Here is a 26,069-nt window from a genome sequence, read left to right as displayed (position 1 = left end):
GCTCTGAGGGTCTCACACCCGCTGGATAGCATCCGGGCCATGCGCTCTCGACGTACCACGCTCGCGGTCCCCGGCAGCAATCCCCGCTTCATCGAGAAGGCGCAGGGGCTCCCCGCCGACGAGATCTTCCTCGACCTGGAGGACGCCGTCGCGCCGTCCGCGAAGGAGGAGGCCCGCAGGACCGTCGTCGCCGCGCTCAACGAGGGGGAGTGGGCGGGCAAGACCCGGGTGGTGCGCGTCAACGACCTGGACACCCACTGGGCCTACCGGGACGTGATCGAGGTCGTGGAGGGCGCCGGCGCGAACCTCGACGCCGTCATGCTGCCCAAGGTGCGGGACGCCGGCCACGTCCAGTGGCTCGACCGGCTGCTCACCCAGATCGAGGGGGCCACGGGCCTGCCCGCCGGCGGCATCGGCATCGAGGCCCAGATCGAGGACGCGCGCGGAATGGTCGCCATCGACGCGATCGCCGCGTCCTCGCCGCGGCTGGAGTCGCTCGTCCTCGGCCCCGGCGACCTCATGGCGTCGATCAACATGAAGACCCTGGTCGTCGGCGAGCAGCCGCCCGGCTACACCGAGGGCGACGCCTACCACTACATCCTCATGCGGATCCTGATGGCCGCCCGCGCCAACGATCTTCAGGCCGTCGACGGGCCGTACTTCAACGTCCGGGACGTGGAGGCGTTCACGCGGGTCGCGCGGCGCTCCGCCGCGCTGGGGTTCGACGGCAAGTGGGTGCTGCACCCGTCCCAGATCGAGGCCGGGAACGCGGTGTTCTCCCCGTCCCAGGACGACTACGACCACGCCGAACTGATCCTCGACGCCTACGACCACTTCGTCACGGTCGAGGGGCGCGGCGCCGCCACCCTCGGCGACGAGATGATCGACGAGGCGTCCCGGAAGATGGCGCTCGTCGTCGCGGCCAAGGGCCGGGCGGCGGGGATGACCCGCACCAAGCGCTTCGACCCGCCGGGCGCGGGCCTCCGGAAATGAAAAGCATTCACTGAATGCCCCGTACGATTCGTATCACGTACGCGAAGGCTTTCTGGAGGGCCCAACGTGTCAGAACCAGGGGATGCCGACGGCTGGGCCCCGCTGGACCCCGACCTTTCCGGCGACCGGCCGAGGCCGGCGGAGCCGCCGCCCCGGGAGCCGTACTCCCAGGAGGACCGGCCGCCGTACGGCCCGCCGCCTGAGCAGGCGCAGCAGCCCTACACGGCGGGGATGCCGTACTGGCCGGGCGCACCGGCGCAGCCGCCCGGGTGGGACCAGCAGTACGGGGCCGCCCCGTACGGGCAGGCGTATCCGGGGTATCCGGGGTACGGGGCGCAGCCCGTGAGGACGTCCTGGACGGTCGCGGCTCCGGCGGGGAGCCCGTTCCACAGGCTGGCGCGCAACGGCTCGCACCGGTGGTGGCGCCCGCTGGTGGGGAGCCTGGCGATCGCGGGCATCGGCCTGAGCCTGGCGATGGGGCTCATGCTCGCCGGGATGATCATCCGGGTGGTGGTCACCGGTGAGCTGCCCGAGACGACCGGCGCCGACCCGAACACGATCTTCGGTGACGACACGGCCGACCTGGCGTTCAACCTGGCCGCGCTCGCGGTGTTCCTGCCGGTGGCGGTGTTCGCGGCCTGGGGGATTCAGCGGCGGAGGCCCGGCACGCTCTCGTCGGTGGCGGGACGGCTGCGCTGGAAGTGGATGCTGGTCTGCTGCGGCCTGGCGATCCTGTTCTGCATCGTGGCGTACGGGACGTCGCTCTTGGCGGCCGTCGGCATGGACGACCAGTCAGGCGGGGACGAGCACTGGGTCGGGTGGGACAAGTTCCTCGTTCCGGCCATCGTCATCATCCTGCTGGTGCCGTTCCAGGCGGCGGCGGAGGAGTACGTCTTCCGCGGCTGGGTCCTGCAAGCCGTCGGCGCCTGCACGCTGGAGAACGCCCGGGGACGCGTCGGACAGCCGTTCAGCGTCGTGTTCCGGACGCCCTGGCCCGGCATCGTGATCGGGTCGGCGCTGTTCACGGCCGGGCACGGCTACACCGGCTGGGGCATCCTCGACATCTTCGTCTTCGGCGCCATCGCGGCCTGGCTGGCGGTCCGCACCGGCGGGCTGGAGGCGAGCATCGCCCTGCACGTGTTCAACAACCTGCTGGCGTTCCTCGGCTCGGCCACGATCGGGCAGCTGGACATCGAGCAGGGCGGGGTCCCGTGGCAGGTCGTCGTGGCCGACATCGTCCCGATGGTGCTGTTCGCGGCGGCCGCCGTCTGGCTGGCGCGGCGGATGCGGGTCCAGACCGTCACCGCCGACCCCACCGACTCCGCCGGCTCCACCGACCCTGCCGGCCCCACTGACTCCGCCGCCGACGACGTCCCGGTGACGGCGGACAGCCCCCCGGCGCACGCCTCATAGCGGTCCCACGGTCATAGGAGGCCCCACAGGGCGAGGGCGTCCAGCAGTCCGGGCGTGACGGGCAGGTCGCGCAGCCCGTCCGGGGTGACCCACCGCACCTCGGACGCGTCGTCCCCGGCGCGGAGCGTCCCGCCCGTGACCGTCGCGACGTAGTCGTGGATGTCGTAGGTGACGCCGCCGGGCCCCGGCCGTTCCACCCTCCCGGCCGGAGCGCCGACGGCGACGTCCAGCCCGGTCTCCTCCTTCAGCTCCCGCGCGACCGCGGCCGGGTCGTCCTCGCCGGGTTCGACCCGCCCGCCCGGGATGGACCACAGTCCCTCGCCCGGCGGGCGCCCGCGCCGCACCATGAGCAGCCGCCCCCGCTCGTCCCGGACGATCCCGCCGACGCACCGTATACGCATGACCCCATCTTGTTCCGCCCTTTCCCAGGTGGCGACCCGCGTGACCTTGACGAGCCGGGACGTGGCCGCGCAGTGTGGGTAGTCATGAGGGCGGAGCCCACATGCCCGCGCTGCGCGGGTCCCGTTCAAGCGCCGGGTCTCTGGTCGAGCGACTGGACCTGCGGCGTGCACGGCGCCGTACTGCCGAGGCAGCCGTCCAAGCGACCCGGCCCGGACGGGCTGGCCGCCGTGCTGCGCGACGCGAGAGTCCCCGTCTGGACGCCCTGGCCCCTTCCGCTGGGCTGGCTCGTCACGGGGTTCGCCACGGTCGGGGACGACCGCAGCGGCGCGCGGGCGACGGCCGTCGCCGTGTCCGGGCCGGGGCTGCTCGGCGGCCCCGCCGACATGCTGCTGATCGCCGAGCAGCCGGGCATCGGCCTCGGCGCCCACTACGCGGGGCTGGACGGCGCCGACCCCGGTGAGATGTTCGACGGCAGCCCGCCGCACGTGAAGCTCGACGTGAGCGGCCCCGCGGCGACCTGCGGCCATTCGGTGCCGATGTGGGCGGTCGACGGCAGATCCGACCGGGCCGTCTACGTGGGCGAGGCGATGGGCGACTGGCTGTGGACGGTGCTGTGGCCCGCCGACGCCGGCCTCCTCATGCTGGAGCGCCAGAACCTGCTCGATCTGCGCGAGCCGGGGATGGAGCTCGACCTCCCCTACGGCGCGTACAGCCCGCGGCTCGACGACTGACGCCCCTGATATGAACGGGGGCATGCGGATCGACCTGCACAGCCACAGCGACGTGTCCGACGGCACCCGGCCGCCCGCGGAGGTCGTCCGGCTGGCGCGGGCGAAGGGACTGGACGTCCTGGCGCTCACCGACCACGACACCGTCGCCGGCTGGGACGAGGCCGCCGGCGCGCTGCCCGCGGGCCTGACCCTCGTCCCCGGCGTCGAGCTGTCGTGCAAGCACGGCGGCCGCAGCCTGCACATGCTCGGCTACCTGTTCGACCCGGAGGAGCCGGCGCTGGCCGCCGAACTCGCCCGGATCTGCGACGACCGGGTGATCAGGGCGCGGGGCATGGTGGACCGGCTCCGCGAACTCGGCGTGGACGTCACCTGGGGCATGGTCCGCGCCCTGGCCAAGGGCGAGGCGGTCGGACGTCCGCACATCGCGCGGGCCATGGTCGAGGCGGGCGCGGTGGAGACGGACGACGAGGCGTTCACCGCGCGGTGGATCGCGCCGGGCGGCCGCGCCTACGTCGACCGGTACGCGCTCGACCCGGAGCGGGCGATCGGGCTCGTCCGCGCGGCCGGGGGAGTGTGCGTCCTGGCGCATCCGAGGGCGCGGCGGCGCGGATACGTCTTCGCGGACGCGGTGATCGAGGAACTCGCCGCCGCCGGCCTCGCCGGGATCGAGGCCGACCACCCCGACCACATCCCGGAGGACCGCGCCCACCTGCGGGATCTCGCCGCCGCCCTGGGGCTGGTCGTCACGGGTTCCAGCGATGATCACGGCGCCCCTACCGGCGACCGCCTCGGCGCCGAGACCACCGCGCCGGACGCCTACGAGGAACTGGTCGCCGGTGCGTCCGGCGATGATCTCCGTCTGCCCGACCGGGGGCCCGAATCACGGTAGGGTGCCAAGGGTGGACGCGCGCATCGAACAGGTGGTGACGTCGGGGCAGCTCGCCCTCGACGACACCGACCACGACGTCGAGAACAACACCTATCTCATCGGTGACGACGACGAGGTCATCGTGATCGACCCGGCGTACGACGCCGAGGCCATCCTCAAGGAGGTCGGTGACCGCGAGGTCATGGCCGTCCTGCTCACCGACGGCAACGAGCACCACCTCAACGTGGTCCTCGAAGTCGCCGCCGCAGGCGAGGAGGACGAGGAGAACTGGGCCCCGATCGCGCTGCACCGCGCCGACCGGCTGCTGTGGCGCGATTTCTTCGGCCGCCTCGCCAAGGAGGAGGATGACGAGGACGACGCCAAGGCGCTGAAGTCCCTCGAACCCGACATCTGGCTGGAGGACGGCGGCGTCTTCGAGATCGGCGACGCCCAGCTGGAGATCGTGCACACCCCGGGCCACACGCCCGGCAGCGTCTGCGTGATCAGCGAGCAGCTCGGCGCCCTGTTCTCCGGCGACACCCTGCACCGCGGCCGTCCCGGCTCCATCGGCGGCGTCTACGAGGACCTGCGCAAGCAGCTCAACTCGATCGGCGCGCTGCTGACCCCGCTGCCGAAGGACCTGAAGGTCCTGCCCGCCCAGGGCGAGGAGACCACGGTCGGCGAGGAGGACGCCCGCTGGGAGTCGTGGGGCGCGCTCGCGCAGGACGACGACTGACCCGGCGTTGAACGCCGAGCAGCTGGGCTTCGAGGGGATGCCCCGGCGCCTGTACACGTGCACGCCGTCGCGGCTGAACACGTGGCTCGACTGCCCGCGCCGCTACCGGATGACCTACCTCGATCGTCCGATGCCGCCGAAGGGCCCGCCGTGGGCGCACAACAGCGTCGGCGCGAGCGTCCACAACGCCCTCGCCGGCTGGTGGCGGCTGCCCGTCAGCGAACGGACCCCCGAGGCCGCCGGGAGCCTGCTGACCCGGGGCTGGCTGACGGACGGTTTCCGCGACGACGCCCAGTCCGCCGAGTGGCGTGACCGGGCCCGCGAGATGACCGAACGCTACGCGGCGGGCCTCGACCCGTCCGACGAGCCGGTCGGCGTCGAACGCACGGTCGCGACCCGCACCGACCGCATCGCCGTGTCCGGCCGCATCGACCGCCTGGACGCCCGCGGCCCGGAACTCGTCGTCGTCGACTACAAGACGGGACGCCGTCCCCTCACCTCCGACGACGCGCGCGGCTCCCTCGCCCTGGCGATCTACGCCGTCGCCGCGTCCCGCGTGCTGCGGCGCCCCTGCCACCGCGTCGAACTGCACCACCTGCCGTCCGGTGAGGTCGCGGAGTGGGAGCACACGGACGAGTCGCTGGCCCGGCACATGCGCCGCGCCGAGCAGATCGCCGGCGAGGCCGCCGAGGCGGACGAGGCGTACCGCGCGCTGGTTCCCAAGCCCCGCCCGGCCGACCCCCGCCCGGCCGTCGTCGACCACACGCCGCACGACGAGCGGTTTCCGCCCCGTCCGGGCAATCTGTGCTCGTGGTGCGACTTCGCCCGCCACTGCCCGGAGGGCCAGGAGGCCGCCCCGCGCAAGGACCCGTGGGCGGCGCTCCCCGTGGAAACCCCTTGACCGCTCGCTCACTCGAAGGCGCTCATAAGCCGCGAGTCAACGCCGGCTAGGCCGATGTGAGGGCCTTGCCGGCGGGCCAGCGCCTCGGGTCCCGGAGGCCGAACAGGCCCTTGCTCACGTCGTATCCCTCGGCGGCCAGCCGCTGCCGGGTGCGTTCGAGCATGTCGCGGGTGGGCTTGGCGAACGCGTAGTCGTGCAGCCGCTCCGGTACCGAGTTCATCGCCAGGCGGAACGACCTGAGCGCCGCCGTCACCGCCGGCTGCGGCACCTCGGGCAGCGCCCCGTACATGCCGCGGGCCCAGTCGGGCAGCGAGTAGTAGCAGAGCGCGCCGAACGGGAAGTAGCCGGGCTTGCCGGGAGCGAGGAACCTCAGGTTCTCCGGCATCGTCGGCCACATCAGGAACCGGACGGTCTCCGCCGCCTCCTCGGTGACGCGCAGCCGCGGCCGCATCTCGGCGAAGAACGCCTCCATGTCGGCGACGCTGCCGGGGACGTCCTCCGCATGCAGCCCGACCAGCGTCGCCGATTTGCGCTGCTCTTCGAGGTACCGGTCGGCCATGGCATCGGTCAGCAGAAGCCCGCCCCGACGCGCCACCTCCAGGTAGGAGTAGACCTCGGCGCAGTGCACCCACAGCAGAAGTTCGGGCTGGTCGAGCCGTTCCTTCTTGCCGGTGTCGTGGTTGAGGATGCGCAGGCTCCGGTGGATCTCGCGGACCCTGTAGGCGGCCTCCCCGACCTCCTCGGGGCTGCCGAACGTGCCGAGGCCGACGAAGTCGGACGTCCGCTGGAGCCGCCCGAAGGGGTCCTCACGGAAGTTGGAGTTCTGCCAGACGCCCCACATGGCCATCGGATGCAGAGCCTGGAGCATCAGGCTGCGCACCCCGCCGACCCACATGGACCGGTCGAGGTGGACGCGCCAGGTGACGCTCTCGGGGGGCTGGACGGTCGCGGGCATTCACTACCTCCATGAGACAAACTCAAGTAAGTGTGTCATTACCCGTTGGGGCCCGCGACACCGCCCCCCACCCGAGCCGCGAGCTCAGGCGGGCCGCCCCGCCCGGTACCGTCCGAGCAGCTCGATCACTTCGTGCTTGAGGTCGCCCACGAAGTCCTCGCCCGGGATGTCCATGAACTCCTCCGCCGGCACCCAGCGGAGCTCGGAATGGTTCGAGGACGCGGGCTCCCTGCCCCCGACCCTGCGGCACAGGAACCGGATGCCCGGGATGACCGGCTCCCCGGGCTCCCGGATCGTGTAGAACACATGCAGATCTTCGAGGACGTCCACGTCCAGCCCGAGTTCGAGCCGGAAATGACGCCGGACCCCGTCCGCGAACGTCTCCGACCTGCGCAGCTGCCCGCCGCAGCCCTCCAGTAGTCCCGGGAACAGCCGCCGCCCGGGCGCCCGCCGGGCCACCAGCAGCCGGAGCCGCCCGCCGTCGTCGGAGACGCACGTCCCGGCCACGTGCACCTCCGGCGTCTCCCGCAGCCGCTCACGCGGGACGAACTGCGAGGCGATCTCCGCGGTCACCCAGACACGCGCCTCGCCCATGCCGCGCAGAATGCGCTCAGTTCCGCGCCGTGCCCGACACGGCGGCCGAACTCCCGGCAGTGCCGCGCGAAGTCGGCGTCGACCTGCCGCACCGCGTTCAGCGTCCGGGCGAGCAGCCGGCTCACCTCCGCCCGGCTGAGGTCCGCGTCGATCCGCCGGTAGATGAGCGCCCCGTCCCCCCGCGACCTGATCTCGAACGCCGGAGCCTTGAACCGGGCCCGCAGGACCGCCATGAAACCGTCGATGAAACCGCGGAGGTTGACGAACACCTCGTTGGCCTCCGACCATCTGCTGAACCCGCGCACGTCGGTGAAGATCACGAGCGCGTTGACGCCTTCGGCCACCGGCCCCTCCGTGTCCTGTCCCCGATGCGTGACGAATCCGAGGATCTCAGACCCGCCCGCCGGGGGACACGACCATGGCCGCCGGGCTCAGGGGAGTTCGGCCAGGACCTCTCGGAGGCGGACGGCGAAGCGGGCGGGATCCTCGGTGAAGCCGCCGTGGCCGCCGGGGAACAGTGTCGGCTCGATCCCGAGGGCGCCGGCGAGCGCCCGGGTCGCGCGGTCGCAGAGTTCGCCGGCCGAGTTCTCACCGATGGCGGCGACGACGTGGGTCCCGCTGGAACGCAAGGCGGCGACGTCCGGAGGCCAGAACGTGGTCTCGAACAACTCGTGCTCGAACCAGCGGCGTTCGTCGGTGACCCGCTGCGGATCGCGTTCGCCGCCGAACATCTGCTCCAGCGCCCCCTCGGGCAGGACGATGCCGGCCTGGGCCATGAACTTCCCCCACGCCCCGATGACGTCGCCGGCGAGGTAGGTGGCGATCAGGTCGTCGGTCCCCTTGCGGATCTCCTCGCGGTCGTCCAGCAGCTCGGCGAGCGGGGGCTCGTGGGCGATGACCGCGCGGGCCTGCTCGGGATGGGCCTGCGCGAGCGCCAGGACGGTGCAGGCCCCGCCGCTGGACCCCAGCGCCACGGCCGGGCCCGCGTCCACGTGCGCGATGAGCCGGGCCAGGTCGGCGGCGCGCAGCGGCGGCGTCGAGTCCTGCCTGGGGTCGTCCACCGGGCTCCGCTGGATCCCCCTGGGGTCGGTGGTGAGGACGGTGTGGTCCGTCGCGAGCAGGTCGGCCAGCGGCTCGAACGCCTGGGCGTCCATCGGGGCGCCGACGAACGCCAGCAGCGGCCCGCTCCCGCGCACCTCGTAGTGCAGCCGGGCGTCGTCCACCCGAAGGGTTCCGGTGGATGCAGTCGTCATGGGTCCTCCAGGTCAGAGTCGTTTCAAAGGTCGACTCGCGAAACCGGGAAAACTCATCGGCGGACCGGTTTCAGCCCGCGGCCAGGCCCTCGTAGTACTCGCGCTGCGCCGGGTAGTAGTCGTCGAACTCGGGCGCGCCGGTGCCCAGGACGAGCGCCGCGAGCCGGTCGAGGTAGTACTCCCAGCCCGGCCCGATCGAGCCCGGGTCGGCGCCGGGTTCCAGGTGGTGGACGAACGTCAGCGTCGTCACGCCCCCGGCCTCTTCGAGCCGTGCCTTCAGGTGCCAGCGGCCGTACTCGTCGATGTTCTCGACCTCGAGCCGGCGCGGCGGCTCGCAGGCGATGATCGTCATGTCGCTCTCCGGCTGGCCGTCCTCCAGCGTCAGCTTGAGCCGGACCGTGGCGCCCGGCCGCCCCTCACCGCTCCAGTGCGCGAACCAGCGGGCCGTCCGCTCCGGCTCGGTGAGGCTCGCCCAGACGTCCTCGATTCCCGCCTTGAACTCGCGCGTCATCGTCAGGTCGGTGCCTGTGGCGGCGGCTATCAGCCGGCCGGTGGGCGTGGGGCTCATGCTGTGCTCCTCGAATCCCTGGGCGGTGCTTCCTCGTCCGCACGCGTACGGTCGCGGCGCGTCCGGTGGACTTCCGTCTCCAGCGCGTCGAGGCGCTGCTCCCACACCTGCCCGCGGACGGTGGACAGCCACCGTTCGATCTCCTGCAGAGGCCGGTGGTCGACCTGGTAGTGCCGTTCCCGGCCCACCAGCTCGGCGCTGATCAGCCCCGCCTCGCGCAGCACCCGCAGGTGCCGGCTCACGGCGGGACGGCTGATCTCCGGAAACGCGGCCGCCAACGCCCCGGCGGTCCGCGGCCCGGCCACGAGCAGGACCACGATGCGCCGCCGCACCGGATCGGCCACCGCGTCGAAGACGTCCACGGCAAACATGTAACCATCATGTTACGCGTTTGTCCAGCGATCAGGCGGGGGCGTGGACGCACCCCCGCCTGGTACCGGTCAGAGTGATTCGTCGCGCATGACGTCCAGGTTCATGAACCGTGGACCGTTGGTGCACCGGGCCTGGATCTCCGCGGCGATGTGCCGGGTCTCGGCCAGATCGTTGTTGCGCATCGCCGCCTCGTACGACGGGAACTCGACGATGTCCACGAAGTGGGCCGGATTGTCATGGTCCCGCGTGTGGGTCTCGTGCGACGCGGTCCGCTTGCCCTCGGTGGTGGTCGCCCACTCGTCGAACAGCGCGTCGAGTTCGTCCGGGCGGTTGGTCTCGTACTCGATGATCTGCACGAAAGTCATGTGCGGCCCCCTAACGGACGCTCAGTTCCTCGTTCTTGAGCCCGCGGCGGATCTCATCCCGCAGTTCGGGGCTGTCGGTGTGCCCGTGCACCGAGGCCGCGTGCTCGGCGGCGGCGCGGACGACCTCGTCCTCCTCGCCGGCGATGGTGAGCGTGCACCCGGACTCGCTCGGCATGTCCCGGCAGTCGACTACTTTCCGCATCGTTCCTCCCCCCGAGCGGGCGGCCGCGTCGTCGGAACGATGAGACTCCACGGCGCCGACCGTCACACCCGCCGAAATAGTCACGTTCGTTACCGAGCGTGGCATATGCCCAGTTCGATGGGAAGGTCGGCCGGGGTGGGGCCCCGCCAAGTCTCGGTCACGAACGCATTGCCCGCGCTTCAGCCGGCGCCCCGATCGGACGCCAGCCCGACGTGGCCGCCCACGTCATCGTCACGGGCCAGGCCCTGACCCTCGACGGCGGCCTCGAACTGACCTGACTCAACCAGCGGCGGCCGCCCGCCGGGCCGGTTCGCTACTGCTCGGCCAAGGTGGTGCGGAGGTCGGTCAGGTAGGTGCGGGAGTCTTCGGGGGTGAGGGTCACCTCTTCGATCCTGTGCCAGGTGTCCCAGAGGTCGGCCTGGGCGGCGTCTATGCCGAGGGCCGTGTGGACGATGGAGATGCGGTCGGGGAGGCCGGGGTATTCCAGGACGTCGAAGGAGCCGTTGATTCCCGCGTGGACGCCGGTGTCCGGGGGGATGACGCGGACGGTGGACCGGCCGTCGGCGGGGAGGTCGAGCAGGTGGGTGAGTTGGGCGCGGAGGACGTCCGGCGGCCCGCCGTGGTGTTCCAGCATGAAGCCGTCGAGGATCACGTCGAGGGTGCGGGGCTCGCCGCCGGGGCGGTGCTGCTGGCGGCTGCGCAGGAGGTCCCATTCCTGCTCCACGTCCACCTCGGGGATGTGGTGCTCGAACACCAGGCGGGCGTACTCCTCGCAGCGGGCCAGCTCGGGGATCCGGCCGATGCCGAAGGTGTGGACGAGCGAGGACTCCGACTCGACGGTGTAGATGTCGCGGACGAGCGCCTTCATGCGTCCCACGTGGTGGGCGAGCCACGGCGGGCCTTCGGGGCGGGAGGCCAGGTCGACCAGGACGTCCCGGATGTGGCGCGGGGTGCCGTAGGCGTCCAGGATCTCGGCGACCTGGGCCGGCGTCACGGGCCCGAAGCCCGTTTCGACGCGGGCCAGCCAGTCGGCGTTGACGCCGAGGTGGGACGCCGCATCGCTGTAGGAGAGTTCGAGGATCTCGCGGATCCGGCGCAGATGCTGCCCCAGGCTCCGCGCGTTGATGTTGGGGGCTCGGTAATCCACCGGCATGCGGCCAGCGTAGGACGGAGCCGCCTGCGGTGTGTGGCTTTCCGGTCACTGAACGCTGATCGAGGGGTGCTCGGGCCGGGTGTCTGCCCGGCCCGAGCATGCTCAGCGTGTCCAGGTTTCGTGGAGGCCGCGCCAGCGGAGGCCGTTGCGGGCGCCCGGGTCGGGAACCATGATCGCGACGGCTCGCCGGGCGCTGTCGGGATGGTGTTCCTCGTACGTGACGACGGCCAGTCCGTCGCGGTCCAGGAGCACGCGTGGTTCGACGATCTGGATGTGCAGGCCGGGTGCGGTGCCGTGGGCCTTCTCCATGGCGGTGCGCAGATCCGGGAGTGTGAGCATGGCGCCGTCCGGGTCGTACCAGGTGAAGTCAGGCGTGTGCATGTCGAAGAAGCCGCCCAGGCCGGTCGCCGTTCCGTTCAGCCAGGACTCGATGAAGCGGTGGTGCTCGACGACCTCCTCGACGGCGTTCATCGGGCGGCCCACGTGCGGAGCGGAGTGAGGTCGACGCCGAAGAGGGCCTCCACCTTGTCCGGGTCGCCGTCGTAGAAGTTCGCGTTCTCCGGGGCGGAAACCCAGCGGTAGGTGCCCGCGACTCCCGTCGCGGCGGCCTCGCCGATCACCGGGGTCATGAACGCCTGGAACGCGTCGGGCTCCAGCGGGACGTAGTCCGCGCCGAAGGCGGACGCGAGTTCCGGGCCGGTGATGACGTCCCTGCCGCCGATGTCCACCGAGGTTCCGACGAGGTCGTCGCGGTCCAAGGCGGCGGCGGTGAGGGCGCCGAGGTCGTCGTGGGCGAGCCAGGCCACCCGGTGGCCGGGCGGGATCGGGTAGGGCAGGACGCCGCCGGCCGGATGGAGGTTCTCCAGGTAGACGGGCGGACGCAGCACGACGGTGGGGATGCCGGAGTCGAGCAGGGCGTCGGCCGCGTCGCGTCTGGTCTCGAAGGCGGCGACGGACGTTCGAGCGGCGGGCAGCCGGTTGCTCGTGTTGAGGACGAGCCGTTCGCAGTGGCGGGCTGAGGCGATGATGTTGTCCACGTACCGCGCCACGAGGTCCCGGTCGAACACCATGGGCAGGGTCACCGACGCGCGGGACACGCCCCCGAAGGCGTCCCGCACCGCGGCCGGGTCGGCGAGGTCGCCGTGCTTGCGGCTGAAGCCGCGGACGCTGTGCCCGTCCCTTTCGAGGCGCTTCGCGACGGCGCCGCCCTGTGCGCCGGTCGCGCCGATCACCAGGTATGTCTCGGTCATGGTGCCCAGCCTGCCGAAGGCGGGGAGTACCTTCTATAAGCGTGAGTCCTGGTGTGATTAACGATCGTCCAGCCGATCTTCTCGATGAGCTGCTCGCTCCGCTGCGGCTGGAGGGCGTGTTCGTCAGCCGCTGGGAGGCGCGGGCGCCGTGGGGGTTCCGGGGTGACCAGGAGCGCAACGCGATCCTGCACTACGTGCGGTCCGGTGAATGCGCGATCACGATGCCCGGGTCGTCCGAGCCGGTCATGCTGGGCCCGGGCGAGCTGGCGATCTTCCCGTACGGGACGGCGCACGAGCTGGCGGACCGGCCGGGGCGCGCCACGACCCCGCTGGATCTGATGCTCCCCGGACGTCCGGCGGGGTCCACGACCGAGGTACGGGTGGACGGGCCCGGCCGCGTGACCGATCTGCTTTGCGGCGGCCTCCACTACGACGAGGCCGCGATGTCGCCGCTGTACCGGTCGCTGCCGGAGATCATCGTGCTCGACCGCGGGGTGCTGGCCGCCGAGCCGCTGCTGTCCGGGACGCTGGAGGGGCTGACCGAGCGGTACGGGGGCCTTGCCGCGCTGCGCGCGTTCGAGCTGGTCTTCGTGCTGGCGCTCAGGGTGGCGCTGGAGCGCCTCGGCGGCATGCCGCCGGCACTGCGCGACCCGGCGATCGGGCGGGCGCTGCTGGCGATCCAGACCCGTTACGCCGAGCCGTGGACGCTGGAGTCGCTAGCCCGGGAGGCGCGGATGTCGCGGTCGGCGTTCGCGGCGGCGTTCACCCGGCTGGTCGGTGAGGCGCCCGCCCGCCATCTGGCCGGGCGGAGGATGCGGGAGGCGGCCCGGTTGCTCGCCGAGACGGCGACGCCGCTGGCGGGGATTCCCGAACGGGTCGGGTACCGGTCGTCGGTGGGCTTCCACCTGGCGTTCCGCCGCCATTTCGGAGTCCCGCCCGGCGAGTACCGCCGGGCGGCGTAGCCGGGCGCGCTCCAGCCGGCCGGCTCAGGGGCGATAGTCGGTGAACGCCGGAGTGCCGGGTTCGGGCGGGAGGCGCAGAACGCGCGCGACAAAGGAGATCGCGTGATACCAGCCGCACAGCAGGAGGAGGTCCACGGCCGCTTCGTCGCCGATCGCGCGGGTCAGCTCCCGCCACTGGTCGTCGGACAGGTCGTTGGTGTCGCACAGGGCGTCCACGGCGTGGAGCACCGCGCGGTCGGCGGGATCGGTCCAGCAGGCGTCGCCCGGGCCGCCGGCGACGATGGAGCGGATCTGGTCGCCGTCGAGCCCGGCCTTCGCGGTGAAGACCGCGGTGTGGATTCCCCACTCGTACTCGGCCCCGCATCGCACGGTGGTGCGGTCGATCACCAGCTCGCGGTGGCGCAGGGTCAGGGCCGACTCGCGTGACAGGTAGTACCGTCCCCAGCCGTGGATTCCGCGTGCCCGCTCCGGCCGGCGGGCGAAGATCCTGAACAGGGCGATGGGCGGGCCCAGCGCTTCCAGGGCCGTGGCCGTCTGGGCGTCGTACGGGGGTTCGACGGGATCGAGCCGTGGCGGTACCGTCTGCTTTGAAAATCGAGGCATACGAGGACGCTAACACGACATGCTTCGAAAATAGAAGCGGATATCCGCGATCTGGGAGGACGTTGACCCATGGCACTCGGCTCAGACCGGCCGGCCGGCTCGCCAACACCGCTGCCAGGCCGGCCGGTCCGGGGATCGGCCGGCGGACGGCCGATCATGGCGCTGTTCGATCTGCTCGGCCGCCGCTGGGCCCTGCGTGTCATCTGGGAACTCGCCCAGGCCCCGGCGTCCACGTTCCGCGAGTTGCAACGGCGCTGTGACCGCGTCTCCTCCAGCGTGCTGGCGCAACGGCTCGCCGAGCTGGACGAGGCCGGCATCATCGAGCGCGCGGACCGCGGGTACACGCTGACCGCCGACGGCCGGGATCTGTGCACGGACCTCATGAGGCTTGAGCGGTGGGCCACTCGCTGGGCGGCGAAGGGGACGTCCACGGAAGGGTGACCCCCGCGTCGGCCAGAAGGGCCGTACCTAGGGGGACGTCGTGGTGGTTTCGCCCCTGTGGTGGGCTTCCCAGGTTTCCCGCAGGTAGGCGTATTGGGTGCGGAGGCGTCGCGGGGCTTGCGGCGGGGCGTGGGCGTAGCGCTCGCCGTGTTCCGTGCCGTGGAAGACGCTGACCGGAACGAGCAGCAGAAGCCGCTTCTTGCCTCCCGCCTGCACTTCCACATCCCAGAAGCGGCCCTTGAAACCCGTCGAAACGTCGGTGATCTCGTCCCAGGGCAGGTGCTCCCGCTTGAAGGTGTGGACGATGTCGATGCCGTCCTCGCCGATCACCACCCGCTTGCGCAGGGACATCGCGCAGGCGAAGGAGAGGTAGAGGGCGCCGACCATGATCACGCCCACGCCCAGGAGCCGGCCGAACGAGTAGTCCGGCAGTTCTCCCGAGATCGTCAGGTTGAGGCACCAGAAGAACAGGTACGCGCAGAAGGCGGCGCCGAAGGCCATGAGGGCCAGCGATCGATAGCTCCGCAGGGTCATCCGGAAAGTCTGGCCGGTTCGTCCGTTCGCCGTGCCGGATGCGACCGGAAGTGGTCTCAGCGGAGGTTCTGCTCGGCCTGGCCCCAGAAGGCCAGGAGGGCGGCGGCCGTGGTTTCGGGGGCGTCCCAGGCGGGGGAGTGGGCGGCGCCGGGGATGACGACCTTGGACGCGTTGAGGCGTTCGGCCATCACGGCCTGGACGGCGGGCTCCCAGGCGTCGTCGTCCTCGCCGTAGAGGACGAGGGTGCGCAGGCCGGCGCCGGCGCAGTGCTTGGCGAGTTCGTCGACGCGGTCGGGGGCGGTGAGGATCTCGTTGGACATGCAGACCAGGCCCCTCTCGGAGTTGCCGAGCGTGCGGGCCTTGATGAAAGCGATGATCTCCTCCTGGAGACCGCGTCCGTTGTAGTCGGGTTCGAGGGCGATCGACCAGATCGCTTCCATGCCGAGTTCGGGAATGGCGTCGCGGAGGGCCTTGGCCTTGTCCGCGGTCGGCCCGGTGATGGCCGCGGGGCCCGAGCTCATCAGGGTGAACGACGCGGGACGGACCCGGTCGGCGAGCACCGCCTCGCGGCAGACCAGGCCGCCGAACGAGTGGGCGACGAGGTGCGCCGGCTCGGGGCCGAGGGTCTCCAGCAGGGCGCTGATGTCCTCGCCGAGCGCGGCACGGGTGTAGGCGGACGGGTCGTCCGGCCCGATGGACTCGTACTGGCCGCGCATGTCGATCGACACGACCCGGCGGCCGGACGCCGCGAGCGTGTGCAGGACGGCGAGGAAGTCCTCCTTGCTGCCGGTGAGGCCGGGGACGAGGAGGGCGGGGCGGCGTTCGGGCACACCGGATCCCGGAAGGGCCTCCAGGGCGGCGAAGGCGCCGCGGGAGGTCTCGATGTTCGTCCGGCGAACGCCGGGGGGCAGGCTCAGGAACCGGGGCGTACTCACGGGGAACCACCCTAGTCAATGGGCGGCAACGCCCACGGGTGAAAAAGTTTCGGTGGTAGCGTCGGCACCGTGCGTCCGAAGCCTGCCATCTCCGCGCACCGCCGCGACGAAGGCGGCCTGACCGGGCTCAGCGCGGCCGCCGAGTCCGGGGCCGAGTACGTGGAGATCGACATCAGGCGGACGGGGGACGGGCGGCTCGTCGTCCACCATGACCCGGAGCTCGCCGGGCTGCCGCTGAAACGGCTCACCTACGAACGGGTCCAGGAGCTGTCGCCGCGGCCCGTCCCGCTGGTCGGCGAGGCGATGCAGATCATCGCCGGGCGGGCGCAGGGGCATCTGGACCTCAAGGAACGCGGCTGCGAGCACGAGACCGTGGCGCTGGCGATCGACGCGTTCGGGCGGGACGGCTTCGTCGTCACCACCCGCGAGGTCCTGTCGCTCGTGCAGATCAAGAGGGCCTTCCCGGGGGTGCGGACGGCCCTGTCGGTGGGACGCAACCTGTGGGAGAAGGGCGTCGCGAACGACTTCGCGCCGCTGCGCCTGATCCGCAAGGCGGGCGCCGACATGGTCGCCGTCAACCACCGGCTGGCCCGCGTCGGGGTGCTGCGCCAGTGCGGCCGCGCGGGGATCCCCGCGATGGTCTGGACGGTCAACGCCGAACCGGTCATGCGGCGGTTCCTCGACGACCCGCGCGTCGCGGTCCTCGTCACCGACCATCCAGGCACCGCGTTGAAACTGCGGGACGCGCAGCCCTGAGACCGCGACTCAACCGCGAGACCGAGCGGGGTCTCGCGGTTGGTGCTGTGCGGAGTCAGGCGCTCTGCGACGCCTCGGTCGTTCCGGTCGTCGGCTTGCCGGCGCGGGTGCGCCGGCGCGACCGGCTGCGCTTGCGCTCCGTGGCGACGGCGTCGACGACGTTGTCGTCCGCGGCGGTCTCTTTGCGGGAGGCCGCCCCACCGGCGACCGCGGTGTCGGCCTCCGTCGCGGTGGCCTCCACCGGCTTGCCGGCGCGGGTGCGGGTCCGGTTGCCCTTGCGGCGCCGCGGCCGCGGCCGCTCCCGGTCACGGTCGTGGCCGCGGTCACGGTCGTGGCCGCGGTCGTGGCTGCGGGTCTTGCCCGTCTCGCCGATGTCCTCCAGCTCCTCGGCGTCCAGCCCGGCGCGGCCGTGCCGCTGGTCCTTCGGCAGCTTGCCCTTCGTGCCCTCGGGAATGCCGAGCACGGAGAAGAAGTGCGGGGACGTGGAGTAGGTCTCCTCCGGTGTGGCGAACGGCAGGTCGAGCGTGCCGTTGATCAGCTTCCACCGGGTGAGGTCGGACCAGTCGACGAACGTGACGGAGACGCCCTCCTTGCCCGCGCGGCCGGTCCGGCCGATGCGGTGCACGTAGGTGTCGGCGCTGTCGGGGCACTCGTAGTTGACGACATGGGTGACGTCGTCGACGTCGAGACCGCGGGCCGCGACGTCGGTGGCGACCAGCACGCCGATCTTGCCGCTGCGGAACGCGCGGAGCGCCCGCTCACGCTGGCTCTGACCGAGATCGCCGTGCACGGCGGCGGCGTCGAAACCCCGCTGCACCAGATCGGCGGCGACCCGGTCGCAGGCCCGCTTGGTCTGGCAGAAGATCATGGTCAGCCCGCGTCCGTCGGCCTGCAGAAGACGCGCGATCATCTCCGGCTTGTCCATCTGATGGGCCTGGAACACGTGCTGGACGACCTGCGGCGTCGCGTCCGACTCGGTGTGCGACTCGGCCCGCACATTGGTGGGACGGGTCAGGTAGCGGCGCGACAGTGCGACGATCTCGCCCGGCATGGTCGCCGAGAACATCATCGTCTGCCGCTGCGCCGGGATCCGGTCGATGATCCGCTCGATGTCCGGCAGGAAGCCGAGGTCGAGCATCCGGTCGGCCTCGTCCAGCACCAGGATCCCGACCTGCGACAGGTCAAGGTGCTTCTGCTTGACGAGGTCGAGCAGACGGCCCGGGGTGCCGACGACGACGTCGACGCCCTCGCGGAGCGCGTCGATCTGCGGCTCGTACGCGCGGCCGCCGTAGACCGACAGGACGCGGGAGCCGAGCTTGCCGCCGGCGACGAGGAGGTCGTCGGTGACCTGAAGGGCCAGCTCGCGGGTCGGGGCCACCACGAGCGCCTGCGGCGCTCGGCCGCCGTGCTCGATGCGCTGCAGCAGCGCGGCTCCGAACGCGAGGGTCTTGCCGGTGCCCGTGCGGGCCTGGCCGATGATGTCGTGCCCGCCCAGCGCGATCGGCAGGGCGAGCTCCTGGATGGGGAACGCATCGACGATGCCCTCTGCTTCGAGGGCATCTGCTATCTCGGGTACGACCCCGAGTTCACGAAAGGTAGTCAGGGCTTTCAGCCTCCAATATGCGGGGTCTCCGCTCCCCGGTGCGGCGCGGCTCGCCGGAGGGCGCGGCCGTGTGGGCGCGCCCGCCGATCGTTCCTTGGGCCGCGCGCTCGCGCGGGAGGGACCAGCCGTTGATCAAAATCCGTCGGCGACCGCAGTCAGGGGTTGAAAGCAGTCACTCGCTGTGGCTGCGTGCGGTCACACTCCGCGACGCAGTGTACCGACCGTTGATTGCATACACCAATAGCCGATCAGTGGACTCAACATTTCCACGGTTTCATCTATTCCATGCCCCGCCCGCCAGGGAGTATCCGCCGCCGCCGGAACCGGGCGGACGGCCGGTCGAGGGGCCTGTCAGAACGGCCACATCCGGACATCGGGGCACGGGAACGGGGGAAGCCCCCGCCTGCAGGTGGCGGGGGCTTCCGGCCGGTGGAGGCAGGGGGGAGCCCGCACCGCGTGACTCGGTCCCCCTGGAGACTTCGCCGCCCTAGAAGGTGCGGCGGCCGGGGCGCCAGCCGTGGCGCCGGCCCTTGCGGCCGTCGCCGCGGGTGTTCAGCGAGGTGAGCGCGGCCACCCCCAGCGCGGCGATCACCACGGCGAACACGACGGCGATCAGCGTTCCCGCGCCGAGCGCGTCGGCGATGACTCCGCCGACGAGGGCGCCGGCGATCCCGACGAGGATCGTGAGCAGGACACCGATCGGGTTGCGTCCGGGGACGAGCAGCCGTGCCAGGGCTCCGATGACGGCACCGACGACGATGAACCAGAGGATCGTCGTGAGCATGTCGATCATCCATTCCGTTTTCCGTGGGCCCGGGGGCCCGTGGTCGGAGATCGATATGCCCGCTGTGCCGGAATGAAACAAAGGGCAGGTCAAGGCCCGGTGGAACGGGGTAAACCCGCGCCGCTCACGCGTACTTGGAGCCGAAGCCCACGTTGCGCTGCTCGTCCTCGGAGATCTCCAGGTAGCCGACCCGTTCGGCGGGGACGACGACCCGGCCGGCGCGGCGGTCCTGGAGCACGAAAACCCCGCGCGGCTCGGACAGCGCGTCGGCCAGCGCCTCCTGGACCTCGTCGGCCGACTGCCCGGTGTCTACCACGAGTTCCTTCGGAACGTTCTGCACACCGATGCGAACCTGCACGCGATGCTCCCGTCGTCGATCGACGTCCCGCCGACCACCGGCGGGCTCTTCTCCCGATCGTCGCACGGAGATCGTCGGATGCGCCGTCACGGCGTTCGGCCGAGGGTGAAACCCGGCGCGGGGGCGGCCTGCGCGTCGCCCCCCCGGGGCCGTCAGGTGGACTCGGTCGACAGGGGGAAGCCGGAGATGCCGCGCCAGGCCAGCCGGGCGATGATCTTCTCGGCGGTGTCCTTCGGGATCGCCCGGTGCTGCGACAGCCAGAAGCGGGCGCTGACCTCCGCCATGCCGACGAGGCCCATGCCGAGCAGGTGCGCCTCCTCGGCCGGGGCGTTGGTGTCCTCGGCGATGACCTGGGCGATCATCTCGGCGCATTGCTGGTTGGCGCGGTCGACGCGCGCCCGCACGGGCGCGACGTTGCGCAGGTCGGACTCGAAGACGAGGCGGTACGCCTCGCCGTCTCCGGCCACGAAGTCGTAGAAGGCCTGCATGCTCGCCTGGACGCGCAGTTTGTTGTCCGTGGTGGACTCAAGGGCGTCGCGGACGATCTTCACCAGGGCCTCGGCGTGCTCGTCCAGCAGGGCCAGGTACAGCTCCAGCTTGCCCGGGAAATGCTGGTAGAGCACGGGTTTGCTGACGCCTGCGCGCTCGGCGATCTCGTCCATCGCCGCCGCGTGGTACCCCTGCGCGACGAACACCTCTTGGGCCGCGCCGAGCAGTTGCCTGCGGCGCGCCAGTCGCGGCAGCCTCGTGCCGCGGGGGCGTGCGTCCGGGGTCGCGGTCACCACACTCTCCGATCAACGATCTAGCGGCGGTCGGGGGATCCGCCGCGCGGGAACAACCTCATCATCCTACGTGCGAGTAACTCCGCCGGTCACGGCCAAAGCACGCCGACGTTCCTCACGCAGGTCAGTGTATTTCCGGCGAGGGTCTCCGGCATCCACCGCGGCACCTTCCGGAAACTTTGTTGACTGTGCCGGGGACCAGCGGGGCCGCCCGTGCGGGGGCCGGGCGGGCGTCACCGGTAGTCGTCCTCATCGAGCGGCACCTCGAACCGCTGCTCGACCACGTCCGCCTCGTTGACGTCGTCCGGCACCTGCGCGTACCACTCGCGGGGGCGCTCGTCCTCGTCGAGCGCGGCCCGCTGCTCGGCGGCATCGGCCTCGTTGGCCTCGCCCGCGGTGTCCGCGCCGCCCGGTGCGGGCGGGTCCAGATCGTCAGTCTCGCTCATCACGCGTCCTCCTCATGCGTCCTTTTCCAAGAACGGCTGCCTCACAGGTTCGCGGCCAGTTCCCGAAGCGGCGCCTCGACGGACTCGCCGTAGGTCGGGAACGCGTGGACGACGTCGGTGAGCAGGCTCAGCGGCGTCTCCGCACGGATGGCCAGCGCGATCTCGCTCATCCACTCCTCGGCGTTGAGTCCGGCGGCGGCGGCGCCGACCAGCACCCCGCGGGACCGGTCGGCGTACAGCTCCACCCGGCCGCGTTCGTCGGCCTCGACCGCCGCCCGGGCCGTTGCGGCGAGGTCGTACCCGGCGGTGTGGAGGTCTATGCCGAGTTCGGCGGCCTGCCTGGGCGAGATCCCCACCGCGTAGACGGTGGGCGTGGTGTAGACGACGCGGGGGACCGCGCGGTAGTCGGCCTCGCGGCGCCGCCCGAGGAGGTTGGACAGCGCCACCTGCGCCTGGTAGCGCGCGGCGTGGGTGGTGCGGGCGATGCCGGTGACGTCCCCCGCCGCCCAGACCCGGCCCGCGTCGGACGGCACCCGGCACGTCTCGTCCACCGGTATCCCGTGCCCCGGCGCGAAGGCGACGCCGAGGTTCTCCAGCCCGATCCCCTCGACGCGGGGACGGCGGCCGGCGGCGACGAGGACGCGGTCGGCGTCGAGCGTCCCGCCGTCCGACAGCCACAGCCGCAGCCCGGTGTCCTTGCGCCCCGCATGGCCGGCGTCGGCGCCGAGCCGCAGGTCGACGCCCATCCGGCGCAGCGCGTCGGCGAGGACCTCCCCGGCGAACGGCGCCTCGGCGGTCAGCAGCCTCCCGGACGCCTCGACGACCGAGACCTGCGACCCGAACGACGCGTACACCTGCGCCATCTCGCAGCCGACCGGGCCGCCGCCGAGGATCACCAGCCGGCGCGGCAGGTCCGGCACCGACAGCGCCTCGTCGCTCGTCCACAGCGGGACGTCGGCGAGGCCGTCGACGTGCGGGATCACCGGCTCGCTGCCGGTGCAGACGACGAGGTCGTCGAAGCCGTGCCCGGCCCCGTCCACCTCGATCAGGCCCGGTCCGGCGACGTGGCCCCGGCCGCGCAGGACGGTCACGCCGGCCTCGGCCATCCGCGCGACGGCCGGATCGTCGCCGCGGTGCCCGGCCAGCGCGTCGCGCCGGGCGAGGGCCATCTCCCACGTCTCGCCGCGCCGCGCCGACAGCAGCAGCGACTTGGACGGCACGCACGCGAAGTACGGCGACTCCCCGCCGACCAGGCGTCTCTCGACGAGCGCGACGTCCCGGCCCGCGCGGGCGAGCCCGGACGCCACCAGTTCCCCGGCCGTTCCCCCGCCCAGCACCACGGCGTCGTAGTGGTGGTTGTCCGCCAACTGTTCATCCTTCCGCCGTGTCCCCGCGACCATGGTGGCGGAATCCGGCGCCGGAGAGTGCCGATTCGAACACATAGGGCACGCGAAAGAATCGAGAGGGCCGGCTAGGGGAGAGGCCGGTGGTCCTTCAGCAGCGGCTCCAGGAGGTCGCCGTGTTTCTCGACGCGGCCGAGGACGTCGCCCGGGGTGAACACCAGGTCGGCGACGTCCTCGCAGGACTCCAGCTCGTCCCACGTGATGGGGGTCGAGACGGACGGGCGGCTCGCGGCGCGCAGCGAGTAGGGGGCGACGGTCGTCTTCGCGGGGTTGTTCTGGCTCCAGTCGACGAAGATCTTGCCCTTGCGCAGCCGCTTGTCCATCTTCGCGACGACCAGCCGGGGATGCTCCTCGGCGAGCCGCTGCGCGGCGGCCTTGGCGTACTCCGACGTCCGCTCCGCCTCCTTGGGCTCCTTGACCGGGACATACAGGTGCAGCCCCTTCTTCCCGCTCGTCTTCGGGTAGGACTCCAGGCCGTCCTCGGCGAGCACGTCGCGGAGCAGCGCCGCCACTTCGCACGCCTCCACGATGGTGGCGGGCGGGCCCGGGTCCAGGTCGAAGACGACCAGATCGGGTGCATGCACCTTGCCGCGCGCCCCGACCTTCCACTGCGGCACGTGCAGTTCTAGCGCGGCGAGGTTGGCGCACCACACGAGCGTTGGCAGGTCGTCGACGACGACGAAGTCGAGCGTGTCGCGCCCCGTCGAACTGCCGGGAGTGGGGATCGTGGCCGTCCGCACCCAGTCCGGGGTGTGGGACGGCGCGTTCTTCTCGAAGAACTTGCCGCCGTCCACCCCGTCCGGCCACCGGATCCGGGTCGCGGCACGGTCCTTCAGGTGCGGCAGCATCACCGGGGCTATGCGGGCGTAGTAGTCGATGACCTCGCCCTTGGTGAACTCCGGGTAGAGGTTTTTGTCGAGGTTGGACAGCGAGAGCTGCTGCCCTTCGACCTCCACGGTCGTCCGCTTACCGGCCACAGGTCCTCCAGGATCTACTGCTCACTGGTGACCTCCAGCGGGTCCTTGTCGTCGCGGAGGCCGCGCCAGGACGGGAAGCGGAGGCGGCCGTCCCTGGTGCGCTCGCTGTAGGCGACCTCCCCGACGAGTTGTGGCTCAACCCATTGGGCGTCACGGGCGAACTCGCGCGGGACGGGTTCGTCGTAGGGGCTCGTGGGGCGCCGCAGGGGCCACAGCGTCTCGTACAGCTCGTCCAGGGCGCGGTCGGTGAAGCCGGTGCCGACGTGCCCGACGAAGCCCAGCAGCCCTTTGACGTCGTACTCGCCGAGGAGCAGCGAGCCCACGCCGCCTTCGCGCCGTCCCTTGCCGGGTTTCCAGCCGCAGACGATGACCTCGCGTGTCATGAAGTTCTTGACCTTGCGCCAGAAGTCGACGCGCCGGCCCGGACGGTACGGGGAGTCGAGGCGTTTTGCGAGCACCCCCTCAAGGTGCTGCTCCCGGGTGAAGGCGAGTAACTCGTTCACCTGCGCGGTGTCGCCGCCGTGCAGGTACGGGGGCACCTCCACCGGGCCGGTTCCGGCCAGGTCCAGTTCGTCCAGCAGGGTGCGGCGGTCGGCGTACGGCATGTCGTACAGGACGTGCCCGTCCAGGAACAGGATGTCGAACACCACGTACCTGACGGGCACCTCCCGGATCAGTCTGGGGTCGGGCTGGGTCACGTGCATGCGGCGCTGGAGGCGTTCGAAGCTGGGCCGTCCCTCCTCGAACGCGACGACCTCGCCGTCGAGGACGACGTCGTGGTGGGGGAGGAGATCGACCAGGGCGGACAGCTCCGGGTAGCGGCTCGTGACGTCGTTGCCGCGCCGCCCAGTGGCCCGGACGCCGTCGGCGGAGACGTGCGACAGGACGCGGACGCCGTCCCATTTCAGCTCCAGGCCCCACTGCTCGCCGTCGGAGGGAAGGTTCCCGGTGGCGGCCATCATCGGCTCAACCGGCCACGGCATGGTCATACCGCCGTCTTACCCGGTCCGGCCCCGCAGAAAAGGATCAAGGGTCCGTTCTGGCGCAAATCGAACGAGCTTGCGACGCTATGGACGGGAAACGTGCTGGGTCGGGACGTGGTGGGTTGTCGGGACGTGGTGGGTTGTCGGAACGTGGTGGGTAGGGACTGGTCATGCGCAGTATCTGGAAGGGCGCCATCTCGTTCGGGCTGGTGACGATCCCGGTGAAGCTGTATTCGGCGACCGAGCAGAGGGACGTCAGCTTCCATCAGGTGCACCGGGAGGACGGGGCGCGCATCAAGTACAAGCGCGTGTGCACCGCCGACGGCGAGGAGGTGCCGTACTCCGACATCGCCAAGGGGTACGAGCTGCCGAGCGGCGAGATGGTGATCCTCACCGACGAGGACTTCGCGGACCTGCCGCTGACGTCCAGCCGCCGGATCGACGTCCTGCAGTTCGTGGAGGCGGAGGAGGTCGACCCGATCTACTTCGCGAAGTCGTACTACCTGGAGCCCGACGCGCAGGGCGCCAAGCCGTACGTGCTGCTGCGGGACGCGCTGGAGAGCTCGGGCCAGGTCGCCATCGTCAAGATCGCGATCCGGCAGCGGGAGTCGCTGGCGACGCTGCGGGTCCGGCAGGGCGTGTTCGTGCTGGAGACGATGCTGTGGCCGGACGAGGTCCGCACGCCCGACTTCCCGTTCCTGGACGAGGACATCGAGACCCGCAAGCAGGAACTGTCGATGGCGACGTCGCTGATCGAGTCGATGGAGGGGGAGTTCGACCCGTCGGAGTACAAGGACGCCTACCGGGAGGCCCTCCAGTCGGTGATCGACGCCAAGATCGAGGGCCGGGAGGTGGCGCGGCCCGCCGAGGGTCCCGAGGAGGAGCCCGCCGCCGACCTGCTCAGCGCGCTGCGCGCGAGCGTCGAGGCGGCCAAGAAGAGCCGCGGCGAGAAGGACGGCAAGGCCGCGTCCGGCAAGGGCGGGGCGGAGAAGAAGCCGGCCGCGCGCAAGTCGTCGAAGCCGGGCCAGAAGAAAGAGCCGGCGAAGAGCCGCAGCCGCAAGTCGGCCTGAGCGCCCGCACCCGGGCACGGACCCGCCCGCCGCCGCCGGGCTCGATCTTGACGTCGAGCCAGATCTCCTTCTTGGAGGGCGGGGCACCGTCCGGAGCGTCCGGGTTCTGGTAGTGCGGCCCGGCATCCTCGGGCTTGGGTCCGCACTTGTTCACGTGGACGTGCGTCGGGGCGGGACCTGCTCGTCGGGGCGGGACCTGGCCGTCGGGGCGGGATCTAGTTGTCGCGGCGGGCGGTGAGGACGCGGGCGAGCGCAGTGGCGGCGGCGGACGGGTCGGCGGCCGGCGCGATGCGCTCGCCCCAGCCGTAGAAGTACGACCAGCTGTCGTCCGACCGTTCCCGGGCCGCGATGACGTTCTCGTTCATCGCCCGCGTCCGCGGGTCGGCGACGATCGCGCAGGGCCACCGGTCGGCGGGGGCGGCGACCTCGACGGCCCAGCCGCGGGAGCGCAGTTCGTCGGTCAGGCGCTCAAGGTGCCCGAGTGCCGTCTCGGCATCGCTGATCACCTGCGTGGACATGGTGCCTCCAAAGGAACGACCCGTAAATGTGATGAGAGAGTCGCCGGGGCCTGTGCCGTGGGGCGTGTCACGCGAGGTGCCGCCGGTGGGACGACGCTGTGCCGCCGGTCGAATGACGTTCAGTCTTCCGGCGGGTGAGGGAGATCACAAGCGGTTTG

Annotated in this window: 34 protein-coding genes; 10 read left to right on the top strand and 24 right to left on the bottom strand. The window is 71.5% G+C overall.

Annotated features, from left to right (window positions below):
- The first annotated feature begins 39 nt into the window (after positions 1-39).
- Entirely contained in the window at positions 40-993 is a 954-nt protein-coding gene (locus AB0C35_RS19055; protein ID WP_358457355.1) for a CoA ester lyase, read from the top strand.
- Positions 994-1,059: 66 nt separating this feature from the next.
- A complete protein-coding gene (locus AB0C35_RS19050; protein ID WP_358457352.1) occupies positions 1,060-2,406 on the top strand; it encodes a CPBP family glutamic-type intramembrane protease in 1,347 nt (448 codons plus the stop codon).
- Between the two features lie 11 nt (positions 2,407-2,417).
- Here AB0C35_RS19050 and AB0C35_RS19045 read toward each other — a convergent pair whose 3' ends face one another.
- Entirely contained in the window at positions 2,418-2,807 is a 390-nt protein-coding gene (locus tag AB0C35_RS19045) for an NUDIX domain-containing protein (RefSeq protein ID WP_358457349.1), read from the bottom strand.
- A gap of 84 nt (positions 2,808-2,891) precedes the next feature.
- On the opposite strand from AB0C35_RS19045, the gene AB0C35_RS19040 reads away from it, so the two are divergent.
- Genes AB0C35_RS19040 through AB0C35_RS19025 form a run of 4 tightly spaced genes read left to right on the top strand, consistent with a single transcriptional unit; the run spans position 2,892 to position 6,044 of the window.
- On the top strand, positions 2,892-3,539 hold the full coding sequence (locus tag AB0C35_RS19040) for a DUF6758 family protein (RefSeq protein WP_358457346.1): 648 nt from the start codon (positions 2,892-2,894) through the stop codon (positions 3,537-3,539).
- Positions 3,540-3,561: 22 nt separating this feature from the next.
- Complete coding sequence (locus AB0C35_RS19035; protein WP_358457343.1) at positions 3,562-4,428, top strand: PHP domain-containing protein; 867 nt, start codon at positions 3,562-3,564, stop codon at positions 4,426-4,428.
- 10 nt (positions 4,429-4,438) lie between these two features.
- A complete protein-coding gene (locus AB0C35_RS19030) occupies positions 4,439-5,143 on the top strand; it encodes an MBL fold metallo-hydrolase (RefSeq protein ID WP_358457340.1) in 705 nt (234 codons plus the stop codon).
- A 7-nt stretch (positions 5,144-5,150) separates the two neighbouring features.
- Positions 5,151-6,044, top strand: a complete 894-nt coding sequence (locus tag AB0C35_RS19025; protein WP_358457337.1) for a PD-(D/E)XK nuclease family protein — start codon at positions 5,151-5,153, stop codon at positions 6,042-6,044.
- 46 nt (positions 6,045-6,090) lie between these two features.
- Here AB0C35_RS19025 and AB0C35_RS19020 read toward each other — a convergent pair whose 3' ends face one another.
- The 11 genes from AB0C35_RS19020 to AB0C35_RS18970 form a co-directional block, all read right to left on the bottom strand.
- Positions 6,091-6,999 (bottom strand): oxygenase MpaB family protein, encoded by a 909-nt coding sequence (locus AB0C35_RS19020; RefSeq protein WP_358457334.1) that lies wholly within the window; start codon positions 6,997-6,999, stop codon positions 6,091-6,093.
- An 84-nt stretch (positions 7,000-7,083) separates the two neighbouring features.
- The gene (locus tag AB0C35_RS19015) at positions 7,084-7,593 is read right to left on the bottom strand and encodes an NUDIX domain-containing protein (protein WP_358457331.1); all 510 of its coding nucleotides are present in this window, start codon (positions 7,591-7,593) and stop codon (positions 7,084-7,086) included.
- On the bottom strand, positions 7,569-7,937 hold the full coding sequence (locus AB0C35_RS19010) for a hypothetical protein (RefSeq protein ID WP_358457328.1): 369 nt from the start codon (positions 7,935-7,937) through the stop codon (positions 7,569-7,571). The genes AB0C35_RS19015 and AB0C35_RS19010 overlap by 25 nt, the downstream gene beginning before the upstream one ends.
- Positions 7,938-8,024: 87 nt before the next feature.
- The gene (locus tag AB0C35_RS19005) at positions 8,025-8,846 is read right to left on the bottom strand and encodes an alpha/beta hydrolase (protein WP_358457325.1); all 822 of its coding nucleotides are present in this window, start codon (positions 8,844-8,846) and stop codon (positions 8,025-8,027) included.
- A 70-nt stretch (positions 8,847-8,916) separates the two neighbouring features.
- A complete protein-coding gene (locus tag AB0C35_RS19000; protein ID WP_358457322.1) occupies positions 8,917-9,414 on the bottom strand; it encodes an SRPBCC family protein in 498 nt (165 codons plus the stop codon).
- Positions 9,411-9,785, bottom strand: a complete 375-nt coding sequence (locus AB0C35_RS18995) for a metalloregulator ArsR/SmtB family transcription factor (RefSeq protein WP_358457319.1) — start codon at positions 9,783-9,785, stop codon at positions 9,411-9,413. Before AB0C35_RS18995 ends, AB0C35_RS19000 begins: the two co-directional genes overlap by 4 nt.
- A gap of 69 nt (positions 9,786-9,854) precedes the next feature.
- The gene (locus tag AB0C35_RS18990; protein ID WP_358457316.1) at positions 9,855-10,151 is read right to left on the bottom strand and encodes a hypothetical protein; all 297 of its coding nucleotides are present in this window, start codon (positions 10,149-10,151) and stop codon (positions 9,855-9,857) included.
- Between the two features lie 10 nt (positions 10,152-10,161).
- Positions 10,162-10,353: a DUF1059 domain-containing protein gene (locus AB0C35_RS18985; protein WP_358457313.1), complete on the bottom strand. Its 192-nt coding sequence runs from the start codon at positions 10,351-10,353 to the stop codon at positions 10,162-10,164.
- Between the two features lie 313 nt (positions 10,354-10,666).
- The gene (locus AB0C35_RS18980) at positions 10,667-11,506 is read right to left on the bottom strand and encodes a helix-turn-helix transcriptional regulator (protein ID WP_358457310.1); all 840 of its coding nucleotides are present in this window, start codon (positions 11,504-11,506) and stop codon (positions 10,667-10,669) included.
- A 102-nt stretch (positions 11,507-11,608) separates the two neighbouring features.
- A complete protein-coding gene (locus tag AB0C35_RS18975; RefSeq protein WP_358457307.1) occupies positions 11,609-11,977 on the bottom strand; it encodes a DUF4440 domain-containing protein in 369 nt (122 codons plus the stop codon).
- Positions 11,974-12,756 (bottom strand): NmrA family transcriptional regulator, encoded by a 783-nt coding sequence (locus tag AB0C35_RS18970; RefSeq protein ID WP_358457304.1) that lies wholly within the window; start codon positions 12,754-12,756, stop codon positions 11,974-11,976. Before AB0C35_RS18970 ends, AB0C35_RS18975 begins: the two co-directional genes overlap by 4 nt.
- Before the next feature lie 41 nt (positions 12,757-12,797).
- Here AB0C35_RS18970 and AB0C35_RS18965 point away from each other — a divergent pair, with 41 nt between their 5' ends.
- Positions 12,798-13,718 carry an AraC family transcriptional regulator gene (locus tag AB0C35_RS18965; protein WP_358457301.1) on the top strand — a complete coding sequence of 307 codons (921 nt, stop codon included), beginning with the start codon at positions 12,798-12,800 and terminating at the stop codon, positions 13,716-13,718.
- 24 nt (positions 13,719-13,742) lie between these two features.
- Here AB0C35_RS18965 and AB0C35_RS18960 read toward each other — a convergent pair whose 3' ends face one another.
- Positions 13,743-14,321, bottom strand: a complete 579-nt coding sequence (locus AB0C35_RS18960; RefSeq protein WP_358457298.1) for a carboxymuconolactone decarboxylase family protein — start codon at positions 14,319-14,321, stop codon at positions 13,743-13,745.
- A gap of 156 nt (positions 14,322-14,477) precedes the next feature.
- Between AB0C35_RS18960 and AB0C35_RS18955 the strand changes: the two genes are divergently transcribed.
- Positions 14,478-14,762: a helix-turn-helix domain-containing protein gene (locus AB0C35_RS18955; protein ID WP_358457296.1), complete on the top strand. Its 285-nt coding sequence runs from the start codon at positions 14,478-14,480 to the stop codon at positions 14,760-14,762.
- A 27-nt stretch (positions 14,763-14,789) separates the two neighbouring features.
- Here the strand turns inward: AB0C35_RS18955 and AB0C35_RS18950 are convergent, their stop codons facing one another.
- Both AB0C35_RS18950 and AB0C35_RS18945 read right to left on the bottom strand, forming a co-directional pair.
- A complete protein-coding gene (locus tag AB0C35_RS18950; RefSeq protein ID WP_358457293.1) occupies positions 14,790-15,296 on the bottom strand; it encodes a PH domain-containing protein in 507 nt (168 codons plus the stop codon).
- Between the two features lie 56 nt (positions 15,297-15,352).
- Positions 15,353-16,231 (bottom strand): alpha/beta fold hydrolase, encoded by an 879-nt coding sequence (locus AB0C35_RS18945; protein WP_358457290.1) that lies wholly within the window; start codon positions 16,229-16,231, stop codon positions 15,353-15,355.
- Positions 16,232-16,300: 69 nt separating this feature from the next.
- Between AB0C35_RS18945 and AB0C35_RS18940 the strand changes: the two genes are divergently transcribed.
- The gene (locus AB0C35_RS18940; RefSeq protein ID WP_358457287.1) at positions 16,301-16,987 is read left to right on the top strand and encodes a glycerophosphodiester phosphodiesterase family protein; all 687 of its coding nucleotides are present in this window, start codon (positions 16,301-16,303) and stop codon (positions 16,985-16,987) included.
- A 55-nt stretch (positions 16,988-17,042) separates the two neighbouring features.
- Here AB0C35_RS18940 and AB0C35_RS18935 read toward each other — a convergent pair whose 3' ends face one another.
- The 8 genes from AB0C35_RS18935 to ligD (AB0C35_RS18900) form a co-directional block, all read right to left on the bottom strand.
- On the bottom strand, positions 17,043-18,554 hold the full coding sequence (locus AB0C35_RS18935; RefSeq protein WP_358457382.1) for a DEAD/DEAH box helicase: 1,512 nt from the start codon (positions 18,552-18,554) through the stop codon (positions 17,043-17,045).
- 523 nt (positions 18,555-19,077) lie between these two features.
- Positions 19,078-19,374, bottom strand: a complete 297-nt coding sequence (locus tag AB0C35_RS18930; protein ID WP_358457285.1) for a hypothetical protein — start codon at positions 19,372-19,374, stop codon at positions 19,078-19,080.
- Between the two features lie 124 nt (positions 19,375-19,498).
- Entirely contained in the window at positions 19,499-19,732 is a 234-nt protein-coding gene (locus tag AB0C35_RS18925; RefSeq protein WP_358457282.1) for a DUF3107 domain-containing protein, read from the bottom strand.
- 152 nt (positions 19,733-19,884) lie between these two features.
- Entirely contained in the window at positions 19,885-20,514 is a 630-nt protein-coding gene (locus AB0C35_RS18920) for a TetR/AcrR family transcriptional regulator (RefSeq protein ID WP_358457279.1), read from the bottom strand.
- A gap of 233 nt (positions 20,515-20,747) precedes the next feature.
- Positions 20,748-20,960 carry a hypothetical protein gene (locus AB0C35_RS18915; protein WP_358457276.1) on the bottom strand — a complete coding sequence of 71 codons (213 nt, stop codon included), beginning with the start codon at positions 20,958-20,960 and terminating at the stop codon, positions 20,748-20,750.
- 41 nt (positions 20,961-21,001) lie between these two features.
- Entirely contained in the window at positions 21,002-22,327 is a 1,326-nt protein-coding gene (locus AB0C35_RS18910) for an NAD(P)/FAD-dependent oxidoreductase (RefSeq protein WP_358457273.1), read from the bottom strand.
- A 104-nt stretch (positions 22,328-22,431) separates the two neighbouring features.
- Positions 22,432-23,340: a non-homologous end-joining DNA ligase gene (gene ligD, locus AB0C35_RS18905; protein WP_358457271.1), complete on the bottom strand. Its 909-nt coding sequence runs from the start codon at positions 23,338-23,340 to the stop codon at positions 22,432-22,434.
- Between the two features lie 14 nt (positions 23,341-23,354).
- Positions 23,355-24,329 (bottom strand): non-homologous end-joining DNA ligase, encoded by a 975-nt coding sequence (ligD, locus tag AB0C35_RS18900; RefSeq protein ID WP_358457268.1) that lies wholly within the window; start codon positions 24,327-24,329, stop codon positions 23,355-23,357.
- 164 nt (positions 24,330-24,493) lie between these two features.
- Between ligD (AB0C35_RS18900) and AB0C35_RS18895 the strand changes: the two genes are divergently transcribed.
- Positions 24,494-25,393 carry a Ku protein gene (locus AB0C35_RS18895; RefSeq protein WP_358457265.1) on the top strand — a complete coding sequence of 300 codons (900 nt, stop codon included), beginning with the start codon at positions 24,494-24,496 and terminating at the stop codon, positions 25,391-25,393.
- Positions 25,394-25,608: 215 nt separating this feature from the next.
- Here AB0C35_RS18895 and AB0C35_RS18890 read toward each other — a convergent pair whose 3' ends face one another.
- Positions 25,609-25,911, bottom strand: coding sequence for a hypothetical protein (locus AB0C35_RS18890; protein WP_358457263.1), 303 nt, complete (start codon positions 25,909-25,911; stop codon positions 25,609-25,611).
- Positions 25,912-26,069 lie beyond the last annotated feature (158 nt).

Origin of the sequence: Spirillospora sp. NPDC048819 (assembly GCF_040650055.1) — a bacterium.
GTDB lineage: Bacteria > Actinomycetota > Actinomycetes > Streptosporangiales > Streptosporangiaceae > Spirillospora.
Note: the sequence above shows the minus strand (reverse complement) of the source record. Positions and strands in the feature narration are given on the sequence as shown.